Source organism: Paracnuella aquatica (assembly GCF_003332885.2).
Classification (GTDB): Bacteria; Bacteroidota; Bacteroidia; order Chitinophagales; family Chitinophagaceae; genus Flavisolibacter; species Flavisolibacter aquaticus.
The window spans coordinates 975,003-993,839 of the sequence record NZ_QOWJ01000001.1 but is presented as its reverse complement, the minus strand read 5'-3'; the positions used below and the strand labels follow the sequence as shown (position 1 = coordinate 993,839).

The 18,837-nt window shown below is 50.8% G+C and carries 10 protein-coding genes; 3 read left to right on the top strand and 7 right to left on the bottom strand.

The window, feature by feature from the left end:
• Window positions 1-405: 405 nt before the first annotated feature.
• The 3 genes from DRJ53_RS04245 to DRJ53_RS04235 form a co-directional block, all read right to left on the bottom strand.
• Window positions 406-1,170, bottom strand: coding sequence for a hypothetical protein (locus DRJ53_RS04245; RefSeq protein ID WP_123893351.1), 765 nt, complete (start codon window positions 1,168-1,170; stop codon window positions 406-408).
• A 132-nt stretch (window positions 1,171-1,302) separates the two neighbouring features.
• Window positions 1,303-3,849 (bottom strand): ABC transporter permease, encoded by a 2,547-nt coding sequence (locus DRJ53_RS04240; protein ID WP_114234457.1) that lies wholly within the window; start codon window positions 3,847-3,849, stop codon window positions 1,303-1,305.
• Between the two features lie 63 nt (window positions 3,850-3,912).
• Window positions 3,913-4,614: an ABC transporter ATP-binding protein gene (locus DRJ53_RS04235; protein WP_114234291.1), complete on the bottom strand. Its 702-nt coding sequence runs from the start codon at window positions 4,612-4,614 to the stop codon at window positions 3,913-3,915.
• A gap of 120 nt (window positions 4,615-4,734) precedes the next feature.
• Between DRJ53_RS04235 and DRJ53_RS04230 the strand changes: the two genes are divergently transcribed.
• The 3 genes from DRJ53_RS04230 (at window position 4,735) to DRJ53_RS04220 (ending at window position 6,939) form a co-directional block, all read left to right on the top strand.
• Window positions 4,735-5,415, top strand: coding sequence for an arylesterase (locus DRJ53_RS04230; protein ID WP_114234290.1), 681 nt, complete (start codon window positions 4,735-4,737; stop codon window positions 5,413-5,415).
• Between the two features lie 329 nt (window positions 5,416-5,744).
• Window positions 5,745-5,948 carry a hypothetical protein gene (locus DRJ53_RS04225; protein ID WP_123893349.1) on the top strand — a complete coding sequence of 68 codons (204 nt, stop codon included), beginning with the start codon at window positions 5,745-5,747 and terminating at the stop codon, window positions 5,946-5,948.
• A gap of 160 nt (window positions 5,949-6,108) precedes the next feature.
• On the top strand, window positions 6,109-6,939 hold the full coding sequence (locus DRJ53_RS04220) for an alpha/beta fold hydrolase (RefSeq protein WP_114234288.1): 831 nt from the start codon (window positions 6,109-6,111) through the stop codon (window positions 6,937-6,939).
• A 296-nt stretch (window positions 6,940-7,235) separates the two neighbouring features.
• Here the strand turns inward: DRJ53_RS04220 and DRJ53_RS04215 are convergent, their stop codons facing one another.
• The 4 genes from DRJ53_RS04215 to DRJ53_RS04200 all read right to left on the bottom strand — a co-directional run bounded on the left by DRJ53_RS04215 (window position 7,236) and on the right by DRJ53_RS04200 (window position 18,770).
• On the bottom strand, window positions 7,236-7,676 hold the full coding sequence (locus DRJ53_RS04215; protein WP_123893347.1) for a hypothetical protein: 441 nt from the start codon (window positions 7,674-7,676) through the stop codon (window positions 7,236-7,238).
• A gap of 570 nt (window positions 7,677-8,246) precedes the next feature.
• On the bottom strand, window positions 8,247-12,320 hold the full coding sequence (locus DRJ53_RS04210) for a hypothetical protein (protein ID WP_114234286.1): 4,074 nt from the start codon (window positions 12,318-12,320) through the stop codon (window positions 8,247-8,249).
• Between the two features lie 26 nt (window positions 12,321-12,346).
• Window positions 12,347-17,689, bottom strand: a complete 5,343-nt coding sequence (locus tag DRJ53_RS04205) for a hypothetical protein (protein ID WP_114234285.1) — start codon at window positions 17,687-17,689, stop codon at window positions 12,347-12,349.
• 517 nt (window positions 17,690-18,206) lie between these two features.
• Window positions 18,207-18,770 (bottom strand): NADPH-dependent FMN reductase, encoded by a 564-nt coding sequence (locus DRJ53_RS04200; RefSeq protein WP_114234284.1) that lies wholly within the window; start codon window positions 18,768-18,770, stop codon window positions 18,207-18,209.
• Window positions 18,771-18,837: the final 67 nt, after the last annotated feature.

The following is an 18,837-nucleotide window of genomic DNA, read 5'->3' as shown; positions in this document are numbered from 1 at the left end:
TGGTAAATAAATTTCGGTTATCCACCACTGCAAGTATCAATGTGGAGGTGTTTTCTAAATACAATCAATGCACTCCTAAGTAAGTTGCTACCAAAAAAATAGTATTCAAAGTCGTAGGTATCCAGCAAGGACCAACGCTTCGCGCCGTCATAGCACTTGGATAGTTGAGCACCGGAGCTATTGCAAACTCATTTGATCTTTTCAAAAATACGGCACTGCGCAACAGCAAATATTTGTTTATTTATGCAGCTGGTGATATGCACACCATTGTAGTTCAGCATTATTAAAATTCAAAAAGCTCCGACACATTTATCCATGAAAAAGCCTGTGTTTCATTCAACGGATATTCTGAATAAAACACAGGCTGCATCTTCTATTTTTCGAAAAAAGATTCGGTGTTTGCAATTAATTCTTCACCAATGGAATGACCTGCTGGCGGCCATTCATCCAACGCACTACAGCGCTGTATTGACCAATCGGCAATGAACTCATTTGTAACGGAATATGATTGATGCCGCGGGTCAGGTTAAAGTCGGTGCTGTAATGGGGCACACCACGCGAATCAACCAGCAATACTTTTACCCGTGCAGTGCCCGGCGAACCAATGCGCAAAGAGGTATTGCTGTAAACCGGGTTGGGTGTGGCACCAACATATGCTTCGTTGCTGCAAGGTGAAAGGAACGGCGCACTAGCCACCCGTTCGCCTGAAATGGCCTTTGCCGCTATCCGGAACAACACATCGCTGGCGGTGCTGTTGTAATTGAATTGATACGAAGAGTGACCACGATCGTTCTGATTGGCCAGCACCACGCCTACAACCTTCCAATTCGTGCCATCACTACTTTGTTCCAGTTCATACCGGTCGGCGCCGCCGGGCTGCACGGCCACCCAGTTGAGGCTCATTTCATTGTTGCTGCACTGCGCCTGCACCGAAGCAAAGCGTGTATCGCGGGGGCTGCCCAAGCCAGTATTATAAAATGCAGTTTGCCTGCGCATGGCATTGGCTGTATCATTGGATCCGTAGTGGCGGGTAAGGTCGCCTTCCATTACTTCAATACTGCCGTTCATGCCCCAGCGCAGTGGCGTGCCCGATCCGATGCGTGTAGTGCCCTGCGCTGCTGCGCCAAAGCTCAATGCGGTTAAACTTCCCATCAATATCCAATTCCTCATAATCTTCCGTTTAAGTTCACAATCTACTGGTGGCTCACAATGGTTGTAAAACCAAAGTCGTGCCGGGTGTACAACTTAAGCGGTGCAAAAAACTGGGTGTTTTTGTTTAAAAATGAAATGGGTTACGGCGCATTAAACTTCTTCACGCAGTATTTCCAGCGGCGGCCGACTCAGCACGGCGCGGCTGTTGAACATGCCAATGAGGACGGTAAGCCCCGAAATGGCTAGCGCCACCAGCAACAGCGAACTCCACTGCGGCGTGAAAGCCGTTTCAAAAACATACCTGGCCAGCAGCCAGCTGCCTGCCAGCGACAGCACAATGCCGGCAAGGGCTGCTAGTATGCCGAGGAAGAAATATTCCAATGCAGTGATCCATAAAATCTGGCGCCGGTTGGCCCCAAGGGTACGCAGCAACACGCTTTCCTGGATGCGCTGGTATTTGCTAATAAGCACCGACGCGATCAGTACCACCAAGCCGGTGATGATGCTGAAACCCGCCATGAACCGAATTACAAAACCCACTTTATCCAACAGCTTGTCAATGACGCTTAAAACAAGTCCTAAATCAATGATGGAAATATTGGGAAACTGGCGCACCACGGCCTGTTGAAAGCGGGCCGCAGCTTCTTTGTTGGGCACCCGCGTCAGCAACACATGAAACTGCGGTGCAGCTTCCAGCACACCATTGGGAAATACCACGAGGAAATTGGTTTGTATCCGGTTCCAATCCACCGAGCGAAGACTGCCGACTACCGTATTGATCATGGCGCCTTGCACGTTAAACAACATCGTATCGCCCACCGAAATATCATTGCGCTGGGCAAAACGTTCTTCCAGCGAAATAGGCACAAGGCCGTTCTGGGCATTCGCATTGCCCTGCCATTTGCCACTCGTTATTTTTTCTGCGGCGGTAATGGAGTCGCGAAACGTAACGCGGTATTCGCGGCTAAACAGCCAGCGCTGCATCTTAATCGTACTGTCCTGCTGCAGCCGGGTTGCGGTAATATCGTTCACACCCTCAAGCCGCATGTTTACAATGGGCACGGTGCCCTGCACCGGCAGACCTTGTGCGGTGGTTAAGGCAATCAATTGGTCCCGCTGTGCGGGCTGGATGTCAAACAGCACCGTGTTGGGCTGGTTCCCACTAGCGGAAAGTTGAACCCGGTTGAGCAGCAGCGATTGGATGGAAAAAAGGGTACAAATAAATGCAGTGCCCAAACCGATGGCCACGATGAGGATAGTAGTTTGATTGTTCGGCCGAAATAAATTGGCCAAACCCTGCCGGCCGATGTAGGGCCACGACTGCGGGAAAAAGCGACGCACTGCCCAAACAAGGAGTGCGGCAATGCCAGCCAGCACTAAAAATGCACCAACAACGCCCAGCGTAAAAGCCAGCGCTTTTCCCCAACCGCCCAATTGGATCCAGCTAAACCCGAATATAAACAGGAGGATCAGCAGGTGCACCAGCCATTTCATTTTATCGCGAAACAGCGTGGCCGGCTGCAGCGAAATGCGCAGCGTGTTGAGCGGCGAAATATTGCGGATGGAAACCAGCGGCAGCAGCGCAAACAAGGCCGATATGGTGATGCCCAGCACAATGCCTTGTGCAATAGCCGGCCACGAAATAGATGCATCGATGGTAAAAGGTAAAAACTCCTGCAGCACAGCGGGCAACGCCTGTTGAATGATGGTGCCCAGCACTGCGCCAATGATCGACCCGATTGCCCCAATCACAATGATTTGTAGCAGGTAAATTAAAAACGCCTGGCGGGCCTGTGCACCGAGGCAACGCAACACTGCAATGGCTGCAATTTTTTCCCGCACATAAATATGGATCGCGCTGGCCACACCAATGCAACCAAGCAACAGGGCAATAAAACTCACAAGTGCCAGGAACTGTGTCAGGTCGGAGAGGGAGCGGTTGGTGTCTTCGCGTTGGCTGGCAACGGTTTCGTAATTCCAGCCTTCGTCTTCAATCACTGGAACCGTTTTTTCTTCAAAAGCTTTTGTGTTCAGCTTTTTAGCCGGTTGCAAATAAAATTTATAATTGATGCGGCTGCCCTTTTGCATCAACCCGGTTTGCGGCAGGTATTGCAAGGGTATGTATACAATGGGTGCAACTGCTGCCGAAACGCCTGTTTGTCCCGGTGCGCCCAACAACTCGCCAGCAATGGCGAACACCAAATTGCCCACCCGCACTGAATCGCCCACTTTAGCGCCAAACTGCAACAACAGCGTTTGGTCTACCAACGCCTGCCGGCCATTGCGGAAGCTGCGGCCTGCGGTGGCGGGGACTGTTTCCAGTTCGCCGTAATAGGGAAAGCCACCACTCAATGCCCGCACCTGCACCAGCCGCGAACCTTCGGTTTTAGGAAAATAAACCATCGAAGTAAAATTTCGCTCCTCCGAACGTTGGCCACCAATCGAATCCAAAAGTTTTTGGATAGCAGGGCTTGGTTCGCGGTTGCCGCTGATCTCGAGTTCGGCGCCCAATAAGGCCGCGGCCTGTTTCGATACTTCCTGCCGCATGTTGTCGCTCAGCGAGTAAATGGCCACCAATGCAGCAATGCCCAACACGATGGAGGAAACAAATAGCAGTAGTCGCGACCGGTTTCTCCGGCTGTCGCGCCAGGCCATTAATAATAGCCAGGAAAGGTTCCATTTATTGGATGGGTGCATGCTGGGAAAGCTTTTGTAAGCTGCGGTTGAGCGCAGCAAATTAGGTAGTTAAGATGCGATGATTTATACGGCGTACGCAGCGTTCAGCGTCGGCTCGTCTGATACAATGCGACCGCCTTTGATGCGTAAGATGCGGCCGGTTTTGTTGGCCAGGTCCAGATCGTGGGTAACCAGCACCAGCGTAGTGCCTGCTTCTTTATTCAGGTTAAAAATCAGTTCGATGATGCGTTCGCTGGTTTCGGCATCCAGGTTGCCGGTAGGTTCGTCGGCAAACAAAATGCGCGGTTGATTAATAAAGGCCCGGGCCAGCGAAACACGTTGCTGTTCGCCGCCGCTCAACTGCGTAGGGTAGTGGTGTCCACGTTCGCCGAGGCCCACACGTTTAAGCAGGTCCAGTGCTTTATTTTTGATTCCCTTTGCGCCCCGCAGTTCCAGCGGCACCATCACATTTTCCAATGCGGTAAGCGTGGGCAGCAGTTGAAAGTTTTGAAAAATAAAACCCACATGCTGGTTTCGCACTGCGGCACGCTGGTCTTCGTTCAGGCCATCTAATGCAATACCGTTCAATGCAATGGATCCGGATGAAGCCCGGTCGAGGCCCGCTGCCAGGCCAAGCAATGTTGTTTTACCGCTGCCCGACGGGCCAACAATCGACATGGTAGCGCCCTCCTCCACCGAAAAGCTAATGTTGTCGAGTACGGTGAGGGTTCGTCCTGCGCTTTGGTATATTTTCCTGACGTTTGCTATGTCGAGTATGGTCGGCATGGTTCGGGGATGATTATTGATTGAATGAAGAAGCTATGGCAGGCGGCGCCACGTTTCCGATAAAAATAACAGAATAGTTTAATTTCAGTTGTTAGCAAGATGATATAATACGCAATACCAATGATGAAGATGTACTACAGGATTTTGTTCGCTGCATTTTTAGGAATAATAACAAGCTGCGGCAACAATAGTTCCACAACCAATAATGCAGCTGCCGATACAACTACAAATAGGACCAGCAATACAGTAAAAAAGAACATAGTTTTTTTTGGCAACAGCCTTACTGCCGGCTATGGTCTTGCCAGCACCGCTGAAGCATTTCCCGCGGTTATTCAAAATAAAATTGATTCAGCCAACCTGCCCTACAACGTAGTGAATGCAGGCGTGAGTGGCGAAACAACTTCAGGCGGGTTGTCGCGCATCGATTGGATTTTGCAGCAGCCGCTGGATGTGTTTGTTTTGGAGTTGGGTGCAAACGATGGCCTGCGCGGCATTCCGGTGGCGCAAACCAAACAAAACCTGCAGGGCATCATTGAAAAGGTTCGGGCAAAATATCCCGGGGCGAAAATAGTGTTGACCGGTATGCAGGTGCCGCCCAATATGGGACAGACTTATGCAACCTCATTTGCACAAATTTTTCCTGAACTGGCAAAAGAAAACAACATTGCGCTGGTGCCTTTTCTGCTAGAAGGGGTAGGAGGCGAAGTGGAACTAAACCAGGAAGACGGTATACATCCAACCGCTGAAGGAGCCCGCATACTGGCGCAAAATGTATGGACGGTGCTGCAGCCTATTTTGTAAAAAACAAGTGAGGCCCTGTATGGGCCTCACTATCTACTGTAGGCTTTCAGTACCCCCGGAGTTACGGCTTCGGGAACAAATGACGCAGCCTTTGAATAGAAAACTAAACTAACAACAGGAACTGACAACAACAAGCAGAGCATTGTAAATTTCTTTCCCCGCGGGATGAAACTGCTGAGCAAATTTTAACACAAAAAGAGTGCAGCCGATTTTAAGCGGCAGCGCTATAATGCTCAAGATCAAGTCATTTGTTGCAAAATCTGCCGCGGCAATTTTGGAACGATATTTTTATCTATCTTTTTGAAAAGTTTACCCTCAACCTTCGCTTTATGAAAGTACCTGCAACAAATGCTGCCAACCCAACTCCAGAGGATGCCAACGCAGTAGGCACTCGCGAAATTGTTAAGCGGCACATGGAAGATCCGAATCACCACATCAGCGATGAAGAGATCAGCAAGGTGGTAATTTCTACCGATCACATTAACCTGGAAGAACATCCGCTGGTGAAAGCGCTGGATGGCAAAACGCCATAAGCAGCGCTGCATTTGAACCTCACTGTTGTGCTGCTTCCAGCACAGGGTAGCTTGCACCCTAAAGCCGGCCCGTTAAATTTTATCCAGCGTTTTGTTTTTTGCTTTGGCAGATGCAACTTGCAGGGCCTGGTGCCCTGCTTTTTAATACCAGAACTATATAATGAAATCAAACTACGTTGTTGCCAACAATATACGCCTGCATTATCTCGATTACCAGGGCGACGGACCCACGTTGATCCTGATGCATGGCCTCACCTCCAACGCATATTGTTTTGAGGGATTGGTGGCACAAGGCTTAACAAAAGGCCTGCGGATTATTTCAGTCGACCTGCGGGGACGCGGCCTTAGTGATGCGCCGGAGCATGGCTACACGATGGCCGATCATGCCGCAGATATCATTCAATTGATGGATGCGCTGGATATCGGCCGTGCACATGTTGGTGGCCATTCGTTTGGCGCCTGGGTAAGTTTTTACCTTGCTGCGCATTTTCCCGATCGTGTAGCAAAGCTGGTGTTGATAGATGCCGCTGCACAAATGCATCCTGATATTATGGACATGCTGCGGCCGGTGATGACGCGTTTGGGGAAAACATACACTTCGTTCGATACATACTTGGAAGGTGCTACCAAAGCACCGTTCCTTACTTTTTGGGATCCGGCCATGATGGCTTATTACCAGGCAGATGTTGCTGAAAATGGCGACGGCTCGGTAACACAGCGCAGCCAACCCGCACATATGACGGAAGCGATTACGCAGGTGTTGGAAGAACCATGGACGGACATCATCAGTGATATTGCTCACCCCGCGCTGCTGTTCAATGCACCGGACCCATATACCTTGGAGGCACCGCTGCTGCCGGTGCCACAGGCATTAGCCACAGTGCAGTTGATGCAAAACTGTACCTACCACGAAATCCGCGGTAATCATTTAACGATGCTGTATGGCGAAGGGGCGAGGCAGATTGTGAAAGCAATCCGGGAGTTTATTTAAAGGTTCTCTTTGACGGTTTTAGTATAGCGAGTTTATATGGAAAAAGCCCTATACATGCCTGTTAGTTTAGTAAGAATGTATTGGGCTTTAGTATGTTTGTAAAATATCTAAGTGCTTTAGAAAGGTATATTGGATTCAGCTCTAATTTTTCTCCAACTTACTTTGGTGATGGCTCGGATGCTTCGCTGTGCTCAGCATGACAAAGCCTAGAGGCATTTTTTACCATAGAATACTGCTGTGCAGGCATGCGGATTGTGTTTTAATAATTGCAAAACACCCCGCAGCTTTTCTTCCTTTTACTTTTCGTATTTCTGGTATTTGTTCCAGCGGGTGGCACCGTCTGATTTCAGGATGAGCTTTTGATCGGCATCTTCTAGGGTTACATAGTAGTAGGTGCCATTCTCATCCGATACTTCCACCAGGTCGGAGATCCACCTTTGGTTGTAGTCTTTTTTAATGGAAGCCAGCAACACTACGGGCAGTTGCAGCGAAGAGATGTTGCGGGTTACCACCATCAGGTTGCCGTTGTTGCTGTAATAAGCTGCGGCATACTGGCCGGCCACCTGGAAAGATACTTTGTACATATCATCGATGGCGGTCCAGGTCACATCGCTTGCCTGGGCAAAGGTGGTGCTAAAGCTTTTGAGGGCTGCCGGTGTTACTTCCCCTCCAGGGTTGTTTTTGGCCTGGGCCATAAAGGAAGAAAGAACGGTCAGCAGGATAAATAAAGGTTTCATGATTTGTTAGTTGAAGTATGATTTGTTTTGGTTGTCTTGTGTTTGTTTGACGATTCAAAAGTAGTGTGGGTTACACCCCGGGGCAAGTGAATTGTGAGGGGTGGCAAGGGCTGTTAAAAGGCTTAACAAAGAAGTAGTGGCTGTCGCCGCAAACCCTTAGCCCGCAAAGCTTCTACACAACCACATACTCATGTGAATGTTGTAAACAAGCAAGTTGATATTTCCCAATCACATTTGCATTAACGATATAACATCTGATGCATTTGGCAATGAGCTGATACACTAAAAACGACAACTGATCTTCCCAATATTGCAATTCAATCAACACGCTGTTTGAAAAGATTTCCTGCATTATAGTTTTACAGCACCAACCAAGCTAACTTCTTTATTTCTCTCTACATATGGCAAGCAATCGTTAGTCGCCCGCTGTTTCTACAGTGGGCTTTTTTTGCAACAAGCCTAATAGCATTTTGCAAAAAAACATCCAGCAATACCCGTTCATTTTGGACGAATGGCAAAACAAAAGGCAGTTCACACGGAACTGCCTTCGCTTATAATCGTGTTCTTGTACTAACAATCAGTGCAACAAATAAATGGCACTTCGGTTAATGGCGAGGTACGCAAAATACGGAAGCTGCCCAACTGCGTCTTTAATGGATCAATTGGCTTCGTATCCGGTATCGGTCCGTCCATTTTCCGATAGGTTTCCTGCTGGATGCCTGCTGCCAGCGTTTGATCGTAATTGCTGGCAATGCTGCTGATCAGCGCTTCTTTTTTTGCCCGTGCATCGTTCATGTGCTGGTAGATGTTGGTGATCTGCCCATACACTTCAACACACAAAATACTCAGCGGCGCATCTTCCGGAAGGCCATAGAGGTACAGCATTTCGCGGATTTCCTTGTTTTGCCATGCGCCGTAGGCCTGCCAGGTTGCCTCTTTTTCCCGCGCTAGCTTTTGCACATATTCCATTTCAAATTGCCGGATCAGCACCGGGTTATTCCCGGCTTCACCCATTTTTATTTTCAGCCATTCGCGGTGGCGGGTGGGCGGTTTTTGTTCCAATCTTTTTTCCGCCAGCAAAATATTGCGGAAATCCAACCCGTCGGCTTGCCGCACCTGCGCATACAGTAGGCACCAGATGCTGGTTCGGGGCGGGTTGCTGGTAACATTTTTCCCATTAAACACTGCTTTTGCAAACGGCGCAGATACGCGGAGCAGTTGCTCGTCTCTCGAAACCATTGCCAGCAGGTTGGGCGCAGGGTGCTGCAGGCCGGCTACGCGTAGTGGCCGCCCAAACCTTCCCTGCGCTGTGCTCCACAACCGGTCGCTATGGCCAAACCGGAACTCGTATGTGAAAAAACCAAACAATTCCGTGCTTTCACCATGGAGGCCCGGCGGCAGCGGCAGTATGTAAAAATGCCGGTCCTGATCATCCGACTTGGTCATTTTTTGCATGGCGTTGAGCCCTGCATGTTCGGGGCTGCTAGCCGGTGTAATCACCCTGATGTATTCCGGGTCAATCGGCAGGTTGCTTTCTTCCGGAATTTCCAGTAATGAGGGGTCGTTGTTGGACAGCAACTGGTCGGGGGCATAGGCCAGCGCCCGCGCAAACAAATCATCGGCTTCGTTGTCGGGTTTGCGGTCAAACTCCAGCCATAGGTATCGTTTTCTTGCTTCTGTGGCGCTGTATTGCTTGTTGCGCATATATGGGCTCAGCGCAATACCGGCACCAACCAGCTTCGGCATTTGGGTTGGATTGACTGTTGCCGGCAGCAGTAGTGCCGGTGTTTCCAACGGGCCATCAGCGGTAGGCGTGTGCCCGGTCTTAAATCTTGGAGTAATCTTGTAGGCAACCTGGCTCACATCGGGAAACTGGCCAATCGGCGGTTTCCCATCCACTACATCAATCAAGATGATCTTCGTGTATTCGCGGTGGATGAGCCCATCGTCACCTTCTTGTATGGCCTGGAAACTGGCAATGCGTTGCAGGTCGAGCGAACCAATTTGTTGCCACGGTTTTGCACTAATGTCACCGGCTTCGCGGCCTTGTTTTCGCCTCCGCTCAATAATAAAGCTCAAAGCATCGAGGCTGTCCCAGGTCCAGTCGCGGTTGATGTAAAAACTAGTGCACACCAGCCAGTGGCCCTGCAACTCGTTGGCGCCGCTAAAAGTGATGCTGCTGCTGTCTGGCGCCATAGTATGTCGCACCATATTGGAGCACCAAAATGCAATGCGTTCACCCAGCGGTGCGGTGATTGTAAGTTCTTTGGCGTGCACATCCAGTTGTTTTGCAAAACGCTGCACAATGTCGGGCATTGCATCCGGTGTATTGTTGCCATCAAGTGTTTTAAAAAATATCGGGTTGAGTTTGATGCGCAACGGATCGGGTTGCAGCAAAATACCCTGAATGGCCTGCGGATCTTCCGTCCCGGTAAACAGGCCCGTTTCCACAGCCGATTCTTTGCGCAGCGACAATACCGTGGTTTTGCCAAGGCGGGCATCGAGATCGGGGTTGGTTTCGCTGTAATTACCCCAGTAGTCGGCGGCGCCTTCGCAACAAGCCCGGATGGTCATGCGTATGTCCCTTGCCGTTGGCAACACAATAGTGCCGGCCGTTTGTGCAATCGTATCATTATCGGCCACATTGTCGAACGGCTCAGTAATATTTCCCAGCTTCAAGATTGGTTGGTCTTTCCAGGTAATTGGCACCTCCAGCAAAGCATCCGGATTTGCCGCATCAAATGTGCGGTAAGTGGTGTACAGCGTGATGTAGTGTTCGCGGCCATCGTCGCTGGCCAGGTTGTCCATCTTCAGCGTTTCCACTTCCACTTTTACCTGCACTTTTACCACATCCAGGTCCGGAATGCCAAAGCCATCGATGGGTTGATCTAAGGCCTGTTTGGCAAAATTACCATCGCGGTTTTGCCGCAGTCGGGTAAGTGCATCGGCCTCAGCGTACCGGCCAGTGTACAACACAGCCGGGTAGCCCAGCAGCGGCCGTTGCATCTTAAGGCTGTTCGGGGTAAAATTTACATCGTCGGTATTGGGCTTTAGCTCAGTGTCGGTATGGCGCAGCAGCAGGGCATTTGGCGCAATGTATCGTTTAAAATGCGTGGCGGTGATCATGCCCGGCAGTGTCTTTTCTGGTTCGCCGTTTTTGCCGGGGCCGCCGCCGCTCATATCACGCATCCTTACCCGAAATTCGTATTGGTTGCCATACAATAGTTTGGTAGCATAAGCCGGTGCCGTGTACATATCACTCAGCGTTGCCGGGTGTTTGGTATCGCCTGCGTTGGCATAGATTTCAGCGGCCCGTTTATCGGGCAGCACCATGCACTGGTCGTTCCAGTTGGCAAAATACATGGGCAGCCAATAGCTGCCGGCTAGTTTGGTAGGATACACCTGGTAAGGCAACTCGCCTGCATAGGTGCCCATATTGATCGTTTCCAATTGCAGGGCGCCGTTGCTGGCCACCTCGGTGAGGCTTTCCCAGGCAGCGCCGCCGAACTGCCGCACATCAATGCAGTAGCCGGTCACACCCAGCGGCGCATCCAGCCGTTTATCGCCCAGGTTTTCGTCGGTGCCAATTTGCCGCAAATACCAGATCAAAATTTGTTCATCATCCCAGCCCAGCCGGATGCCCATTTCTTTTTGCGGGTGAAAGCCATCTGCACGTTCCACCAAAAGGTTGTGGCTACGGGGTTGGTAGCTGTGCACCAAACCGGCAAAACCATCGTTGTAGCGGGCCGATTCAATAAACAATTCATCAAAAATACCCTCCGGGTTTTGCCCGCTTTTCATTACCGGAAAAAGAACGGCGGCAAAAAGGTTGCGGGCCTCGCCCCACTTCAGCGGTGGTAATTTAGCTGCGTATTTTTTTATAAACGGATCGTTTCCCACCGGCTCCGATGCTGCCTGTTGTACGCTGTAATCGCCAGTTAAAATATCGGCATAGATCCAGCCGCCTTTTTCAAGGTCGCCGGCCGATAATTGGACAGTTACGTTGTAGATTAAACCAGCCGCTTTTGCCATGAGCGGCTGCCGCATCAGGTGCGCATACACTTTGCCCCAGCTAACTTTTCCATCGCTGGGTGCAAAAGTGGGATCGGGTTTATCGTCGCGAACGGCGCAATGGTAACTGTCATCAGTAACCGCATTTGCCACCCGTGGCGTTGTGAAATTAAAAGCTTCGCGATAAGAGAATGGCAGGTATTTGCGCACCGCAGTATTGCGGGGCAAAGCCTTAGGAATGGAGAATTTCTCGGCAGCGGCCCGGTCGGCGCTACGGCTTTCATCAATGTCAAAATATTTAGGTGTTACGCCGTTTGGCTGTTTGGCATCCTTCAGCGTTTTGTAAATATCCGCAGCCTGCGTGCTGTACACAATCGGGTCCATTGGCCGCGTAACTTCGTGGGGCGGAAGGGGCAGTTTTCCCGGGAATTCTGATGAATTGTTGCCGATTTTGATCGTGAATTGCGGTTGCACCGAAACAAACGGCGGCGCTATAATAGTGCCTTCATTTCGAACATCATCCAGCGGGCTGATGTTGCGCGGAAGAAATACAAGGTTGAGCGACAGCTTTCCTGTTGCGTCCACGCTTTGTGGAAAAGCCAGCAGGGTAAAACGTGTTTTATCAATGGCCATTGCCTGAATTTTTTAGGAGAAAATGGTTAAGCAATCTGCCGGGTTTCTTCCCAGCTTTCACTGAAATCAATGTTGATGACGAAGCAAATGCTGATGTCGATAGCGAAGGTTACCTGTGCCTTGCACAAGCAGGGTTTATTTTCACCCTCCTCTCTTTGAATGGAGCCTCTTGCTTCGATGGTGATGGTAACGCTTACAATGCCACCGCATATTTCGGCATGGCCGCGGAACAACATAAAGGCGGTAACCTTTACCGTTTTGTTGCTGTCCACATACACTTCCACGCCCACCATAAAAAGCACGCTAACGTTGGCCACCACCGGCAGGCCCACCGTTATTTGTGCACCAAAACCAAACTTCATCGTCAGCGAAATCAACGGACTAGTATCGGCCCGCAGCGCCAGGTCGGCACTGCCTACGGCGTACACAGTGCCGGCAGCAAGGCTCACACACATCACCTGCAGCCCGCCATGAAACTTGAAAAATGCACCAGCAGTGGGGAGCAGCTGCTTCGGATCGGTTGTTACTTTTAACGCAGCGTTGAAAAAAACACCCAGGCTCATGCTCGCCTCCAGTTTAAGCGGCGTAGTGGGCGCTTCGTACAGGTTGCGTTCCGGCGGAAAGCGCACCAGTGCAATGTCTTTGGTGGCTTCAAATTTATACTCCCAAAGATTGGCGCTGTTGCTCATGGCTACTTTGAGGCCTTTCTTCAACGCATCGCCATATTTGCCCGTGCTCAGCGCCTGCAGTATTTCCAAGATCTTGATCACAGCGTCCACCGCATCGCTGAATTCAATTTCGGGTGTGGGGAAATTCAGGCCGGTTGCATCGCTGTCCTGCTTGCTGCCGTAATCGGTTTCTTTTCCTTTTTGCGAATTGAAATTTCCTTTGATGGTCATCAGCCTTTTCAGCGGGCCAAGATCCACCACCATAGCCAGGTTGTTCATGCGTCCCTTCCAGGTATTGGCCAGGTCGGATGCAAATGAATCGACATCAAAATCAAAGTTGCCGATGTATTGTTTCGGGTCTTTTTTGGGACTGCTGGTTGCTGCGTATTCAATGTAAATGCACAACACATCTTCAATGTTCACCAGCTCGTATGCAAATGGCGGCAGGTCAAATTTGAAAGCCTTATCCAACACTTCGTTGCCTTTTGCTTTGATCAGTTTGTAACCCTGGTCAAGTAATTTGCCCGCTTCTTCTTTTGCTTTTAGCTCCAATACCTCGTACAGCTCTTTGCCCAGGTTGTCGACAACGCCAGGTTTGCTGAACGCTTCGATCGCATTTTTTGCATCGTCAATGCCTTTCAGCATTTGAATGGCGGTGCCAAAATTGACCTCAGCATCGCCCACATTCGGAAAGATGCTGTTGGTATTCATCAGGCGGTATGCATCGGCCAGCAGCGGCGGCGTTTTGGTCATGAGTGACTCGATGCCTTTTTTAAACGCAGGTGTCAGGAACAGTACTTTCTGCGTGTTCATGTTTTGCAAAAAGCCAAAATTGAGTGTGCTGCTGTCCGGCGTTTTCAACAAGTCGTTGGGAAAAGCAATGCGCTGCAGGATGTTTTCAATCGGCGGAAACGCATTTGTTTTTACATCCAGCAAACCTTCGGCAATGAGCGGCACGCTCAGTTTTTCGGGCATCGGCGTTACATCGCCACTGCCGCGGTTGTGCTGCACCATCGTCCAGCTACCGTCTTTGGGCAATACCACTGCGCCCCGCACGGCACCGGCAAATACGGGTCCGCCGCCACCGTCTGTTGATTCGTTTACATCAAACCGGTCGAGGCGCATCCGTTGGTTGGTGCCAGCCACCTTGATGGTGCAGTTGATGGGGCCGCCAATGGTGCCTTTTTCATAGCCCATCAAACCTTTCAGCGCCTGCGGATCGATGGGGGCCGCGGGTGGCGCCAGCTGTACATAGCCAATGACGCCTTTGCTGGCTACTCGGTTGCCGGTGCCGCCTTCCACCACGTTGTCAATTGCTACATCGCAGTCGAAACTTATGCCTTGTAGGATGGCTGTTTTTGTTTTTTGCGGCTCGGCCGGTACCGGGTAACCGTCGGCACCTTCCTGCCATAGGTACACCAGTTTGGTGTTGGTGGTGTAGGCCTTCGGTATTTCGCGGATGTTGCGGATGTTGTACAAGCCGCGAACCGGGCCGGGGTGAAAATTAAATGGATTGGGGTGCAGTTCTTTTACTTTTTTGCCCGTGTTTTTGTCATTAACCGGGTAGCGAAAATCGAACAGGCCATCGCTTTGCGCCTGCCAGCCACTGTCCACCCGGGCCACATATCCATTGCCCATTCGAAACAGCGTAATGGTGCGCACCACGCGGATGCCCCAGGGGTAAACCATGCTTTTTACCTGCACCACCTCGCGGCTGGTGCGGCCAACGGCCACGTTGAAAAATGCCTGGCTGGTTTGCGCAAAAAGGGCGTCCTTATTTTCCCAATTGCTAAATGTGCTGGCGCCGTAACCACTGATGCCGATGCGCTCCAACGGCACTGCCGGCCGGCCCGGCGGCATGTCTACCGATTGCGAAAATTCGCCGTTGAAAATAATATCCGGGCTGTGCGCCAGGTTGCTGTATTGTGCGCCAACACCCGCTGCATCGTTGATGTTGTGCAGTTGAAAAGTAAACCCTTCAAACAGGCGTCCATCGCCGGGATTGACACTGATGCCACCGGATAGTTCCAATTGAATGCCGCCAACAATATAGTCCCAAACCGGTGCGATGTTTTCGATGTACTCGCCTTTTCCCTGCGGCTTGTTGCTGTTTAAAAAACTCAGGGCCACCATGCCAAACGGCAGGTTGAACCAAGCGTAGGTTTTACCATCGTCGCCGCTTTGAAAAGTATGCACCAGGTACTTCGCCATGGGTATTGGTGACAGCGCCACCGGCTTTTTACTGAGGTTGCCGATGCGGGTGGCGAGTCCATCGTTCTGGTAAAAGTTCCAGCCAAGGGGTGGGTCAAAGGGCGGGCTGGCGGGAATGAGCGTATCTGGATTATTCGGGTCGGGAATTTGTGCACCGGGCAGGCATTGCGGTGGCGTGGTATTGAGCACCGGCTCCCAGCTTATTTGCGGCACTGTAAACGCCTGCACCTGCCGGCCAGGCGCCACCACATCGAGGCCACTTACCTGGATGGGAAACACCTGCACATCGCCTTCGTTTTTAATGTTGATGTCGTACTTGCGGGCTACTACCTGCTGCAACACATTGTTGGTAAACGAAAACGCCACACCCATCTGGTTGGCTTTGCTGCTCACGTCGAGCAGGGCAAAATCATCCATGCGCAGCGCAAAAAAATCGTTGCGTACCGCAGCTGCCCGCATCGTTCCGTCCCTGGGTTGCATCAATACGTTATCGGGCAAATCGACAAGTTTTTCCGTGCCCAGTGTTGGCAAAAATGGTCTGTTGGGATTATTGTCTGTAACCGGTGTACCTGGCTTAGCGCCCCGGTCTTTTTCAATCTCGAGCGGCTTTTGCAACGGTGCAAAATGAAAACTCACACCCACTTTATCCGGCACTTCTGGCTTTTGTTCCCACTGCACCAGACCAATCAACCAGGCTGATACGCGGCTGCTGCGCGGGCCGTTGGCAGGTGCGCCGGTTATGTTATTGCCGCGGTCGTTGAACTGGTTTTCCAAAACACCCAGGTTAGCAGCGTACGGGTCTGGGAGGGTAGGCAGATAACTAAACAACCCAAAATGCAGGAACATGCGGCCCAGGTGCATAGTGGTGATGGCTTCATCCACCTCGCTGAACAACACCAGGCCATTGGGCGGCGTGACGGTGAACAGTGCATTGTGCATGGCCAGCGCAATGGGCCGCACTTTCGGCATTTTATCCGACGGCAGTTTGTTGTCCCACAAAATGTTTTCATCGCCCAGGTTCAGCGACCGCTTGTGTTTGCTCATGCCAATCATCAGCAGGCTGCCCTTCGTTTTTACCAGCATGCCCTGTCCGTCCACTTTCACGGGCCGGTCGGCGTTGAGTTCTGCGTTGCATTTGCAAGCCATTAGTTCGTCGCCTTTTGCCTGCGTATTGAAAATGAAATTGCTGTTTGTGGTACATGCTAAATGCAGCGTGCTGCCAAACGGGTTTACCTTGTCCTGCCACATTTTTATTTCCTGTTGTGCGCCGGTGCCGTTGGCGACAAATTCGGTGATGCCGATGCGGCCCGGCTCGCCAATGATAAAGGGCGCCGAAAGCCGCAGCTGCTGGTTTTGCAAACCTTTCCATTGCGCCGCAAGGCCTGCATTGCATTGTACTACCATGGCGCCGTTGCCATCGGCTTCGGTGGGCGCCGCAGGGTTTATTTTTGCCACCGGTATGCCCCACCAGCTGGCGCCGATTTGTGCAGTGCCGCTAAGGGTACAAAATGGCGACACATTTTCTTTAATGGTAAACTCAGGATCGCCGCAACTAACGGGGATGGCTAACCGCCCGATTAACGGATTATACACACTGGCCTGGTTGCCGCTGTAAGTAAAGCTGTTTTCGCTGCCGTATACCTTCCATTTGCTTTCGCCAACTGCATTGATTTTTTTAACCAGGTTTTGAAACTGGAAGCCAAAACTTTTGGGCAAATCATACGATGCATTCCGGGCATCTTGTCCGTAGGGCGATGATGCATCACCATCTGTGATTTCTTTTTGCTCCAACGTAAGGTCGCACACAACAGTGGTTGCTGCAGTTACCGTTAGTTTGCCCGCCACGATGGTTGGGTCGGCATTGAGCACAATGGTGCCGCCGGTAACCCGCAGGCCTGCGTAATAATTGGCAGGTGCGGCATTGTCGAACAGGCGTGCCAGCACCCATACAGTTTCGGGCACCACTTTATAATTACGGGTAATTTCAGGCGGCTGTATCGGCAGGCGGCCGGGCAACCGGCGGATGGGAAAGCCTGCATTGAACAGGATCACCGGTTCGGGCTGGCCTGCCACGTGTAGTGCAATGAGCTTTTTTACCTGCGCCACATCGAAAAACACCTGCCGGCCGGTAACCTTATCAATAAAAGGCCCGCGGGTAACCACCCGTGATCCGGCCGCTGCTTTTGGCGTGCCGCCGGCCAGTTGGGTGGTGCGCACCGGAAGCGTTCGTACAAATACCTGGAATTGGTCTTCCTCATCTTCGGTATTGCTCGTTGCGGTTTCACCAATGGCAGCCTCATCGCCCTGTTTGAAAAGGTCGCTGGTTTCCAGCATATATTGTTGGCTGATGATGTCGTCGGGGTCGAGGTTCGTCAGTGTGCGGGCCAGCATTTGTTGCAACTCTTCCAGCGATTTTTGCCGTTCGGCGCTGGAAATATGGAAATGGGAAGTAAGCGCGGCCAGGTGGGCCGGGATGGTTGGAGCAGGCATACCGTGTAGGTTAGGTGAGGGGAATACGCCTGACAAACTACAATGTGTATGTTAGGGATGCAATACTTTATAGTAAAAAAATCTCATTCGAATAGGCATGGTGTAGCGCTTCCTCGTTTATAAATGCGAAACAACTGTTATATAGCTTTGATAAAGCCTTGCTGGTAGAAGGTTTGCTGCTGCCGTGTTTGTTTCATCATCTCAACGTCAGGCATAACCGTAAATTAGAGGAGCGGCTGCTTTCTAACGTAGTTTTACTCCGCTGGTGCGCAAAAATGCTGTCATTAATTATTGCAATAAGATTGATGGCACAACAAGTATTGCGTTATTAAAAAGAGGGTTTGAACTGATATAGTTGGGCCTTTTTGCTTAAAGAAGTACTGGCTTTCAAATCATGCAACGCTGAATCTTTATTCGGTAAAAGGGGCAAAACATAGTTGCGCTGTTTATTGTTTTTCAGTGCGACAAAAATGGCGTAATTAGCATTTACCGCGATGTTCGAAACGCATTGAACCTGTCACACATTTGTTTCCATCCGCTTTTTTGCTTCCATGTACCAAGTAAGTTCATCCAAGAAAGTCTGTGCAGCTTTTTGCGCTTTAGGATTGGTGTTGTTACCCGTCTCATCGTATGCATCCTGCACATCACCGGCCCGGTACATGTTGGGCACCAGCGTGGCGCCCATTTTTACCAATGTAAATACCAGGCTGGTGAGCACCTGGCTGCCGCCAAATTGCCCGTTGGAAACCGCTGCAAGCGCAACGGGTTTGCGTTTCCATTCTGGGTAAAGTAAGTCGATGGCGTTTTTCAGGCTGGCGGGGTAGCCGCCGTTGTACTCCGGCGTTACGATGACGATGCCGTCCGCAGCTTTAATTTTTGCAGCAAAATCCACCGCAGCTTCTGGCGGTTGTTGCATGTGGCTCAGGCGTTCTTCAAAAAGCGGAAAATTGTATGCTGCAAGGTCAAGCATTTGCGCAGTAGCCTTTCCACTTTGGTTGATCATGTTTTGGAAGAAAAGCGAAACCCGGTGGCTTTGGCGCCCGGTGCGGATGCTGGCGGAAATGATGGCAATGGTGAACATGCGCTGTAGATTGAAGTTGCCTTAAAATTAGTCAGGAAACACGTTGAAAGTTTGGATCCTGAAGGAT

Coding starts and splice junctions, on each gene's coding strand:
- DRJ53_RS04245 (WP_123893351.1), bottom strand. CDS start 1,170: ATGAGGAATTGGATATTGATGGGAAGTTTAACCGCATTGAGCTTTGGC.
- DRJ53_RS04240 (WP_114234457.1), bottom strand. CDS start 3,849: ATGCACCCATCCAATAAATGGAACCTTTCCTGGCTATTATTAATGGCC.
- DRJ53_RS04235 (WP_114234291.1), bottom strand. CDS start 4,614: ATGCCGACCATACTCGACATAGCAAACGTCAGGAAAATATACCAAAGC.
- DRJ53_RS04230 (WP_114234290.1), top strand. CDS start 4,735: ATGATGAAGATGTACTACAGGATTTTGTTCGCTGCATTTTTAGGAATA.
- DRJ53_RS04225 (WP_123893349.1), top strand. CDS start 5,745: ATGAAAGTACCTGCAACAAATGCTGCCAACCCAACTCCAGAGGATGCC.
- DRJ53_RS04220 (WP_114234288.1), top strand. CDS start 6,109: ATGAAATCAAACTACGTTGTTGCCAACAATATACGCCTGCATTATCTC.
- DRJ53_RS04215 (WP_123893347.1), bottom strand. CDS start 7,676: ATGAAACCTTTATTTATCCTGCTGACCGTTCTTTCTTCCTTTATGGCC.
- DRJ53_RS04210 (WP_114234286.1), bottom strand. CDS start 12,320: ATGGCCATTGATAAAACACGTTTTACCCTGCTGGCTTTTCCACAAAGC.
- DRJ53_RS04205 (WP_114234285.1), bottom strand. CDS start 17,689: ATGCCTGCTCCAACCATCCCGGCCCACCTGGCCGCGCTTACTTCCCAT.
- DRJ53_RS04200 (WP_114234284.1), bottom strand. CDS start 18,770: ATGTTCACCATTGCCATCATTTCCGCCAGCATCCGCACCGGGCGCCAA.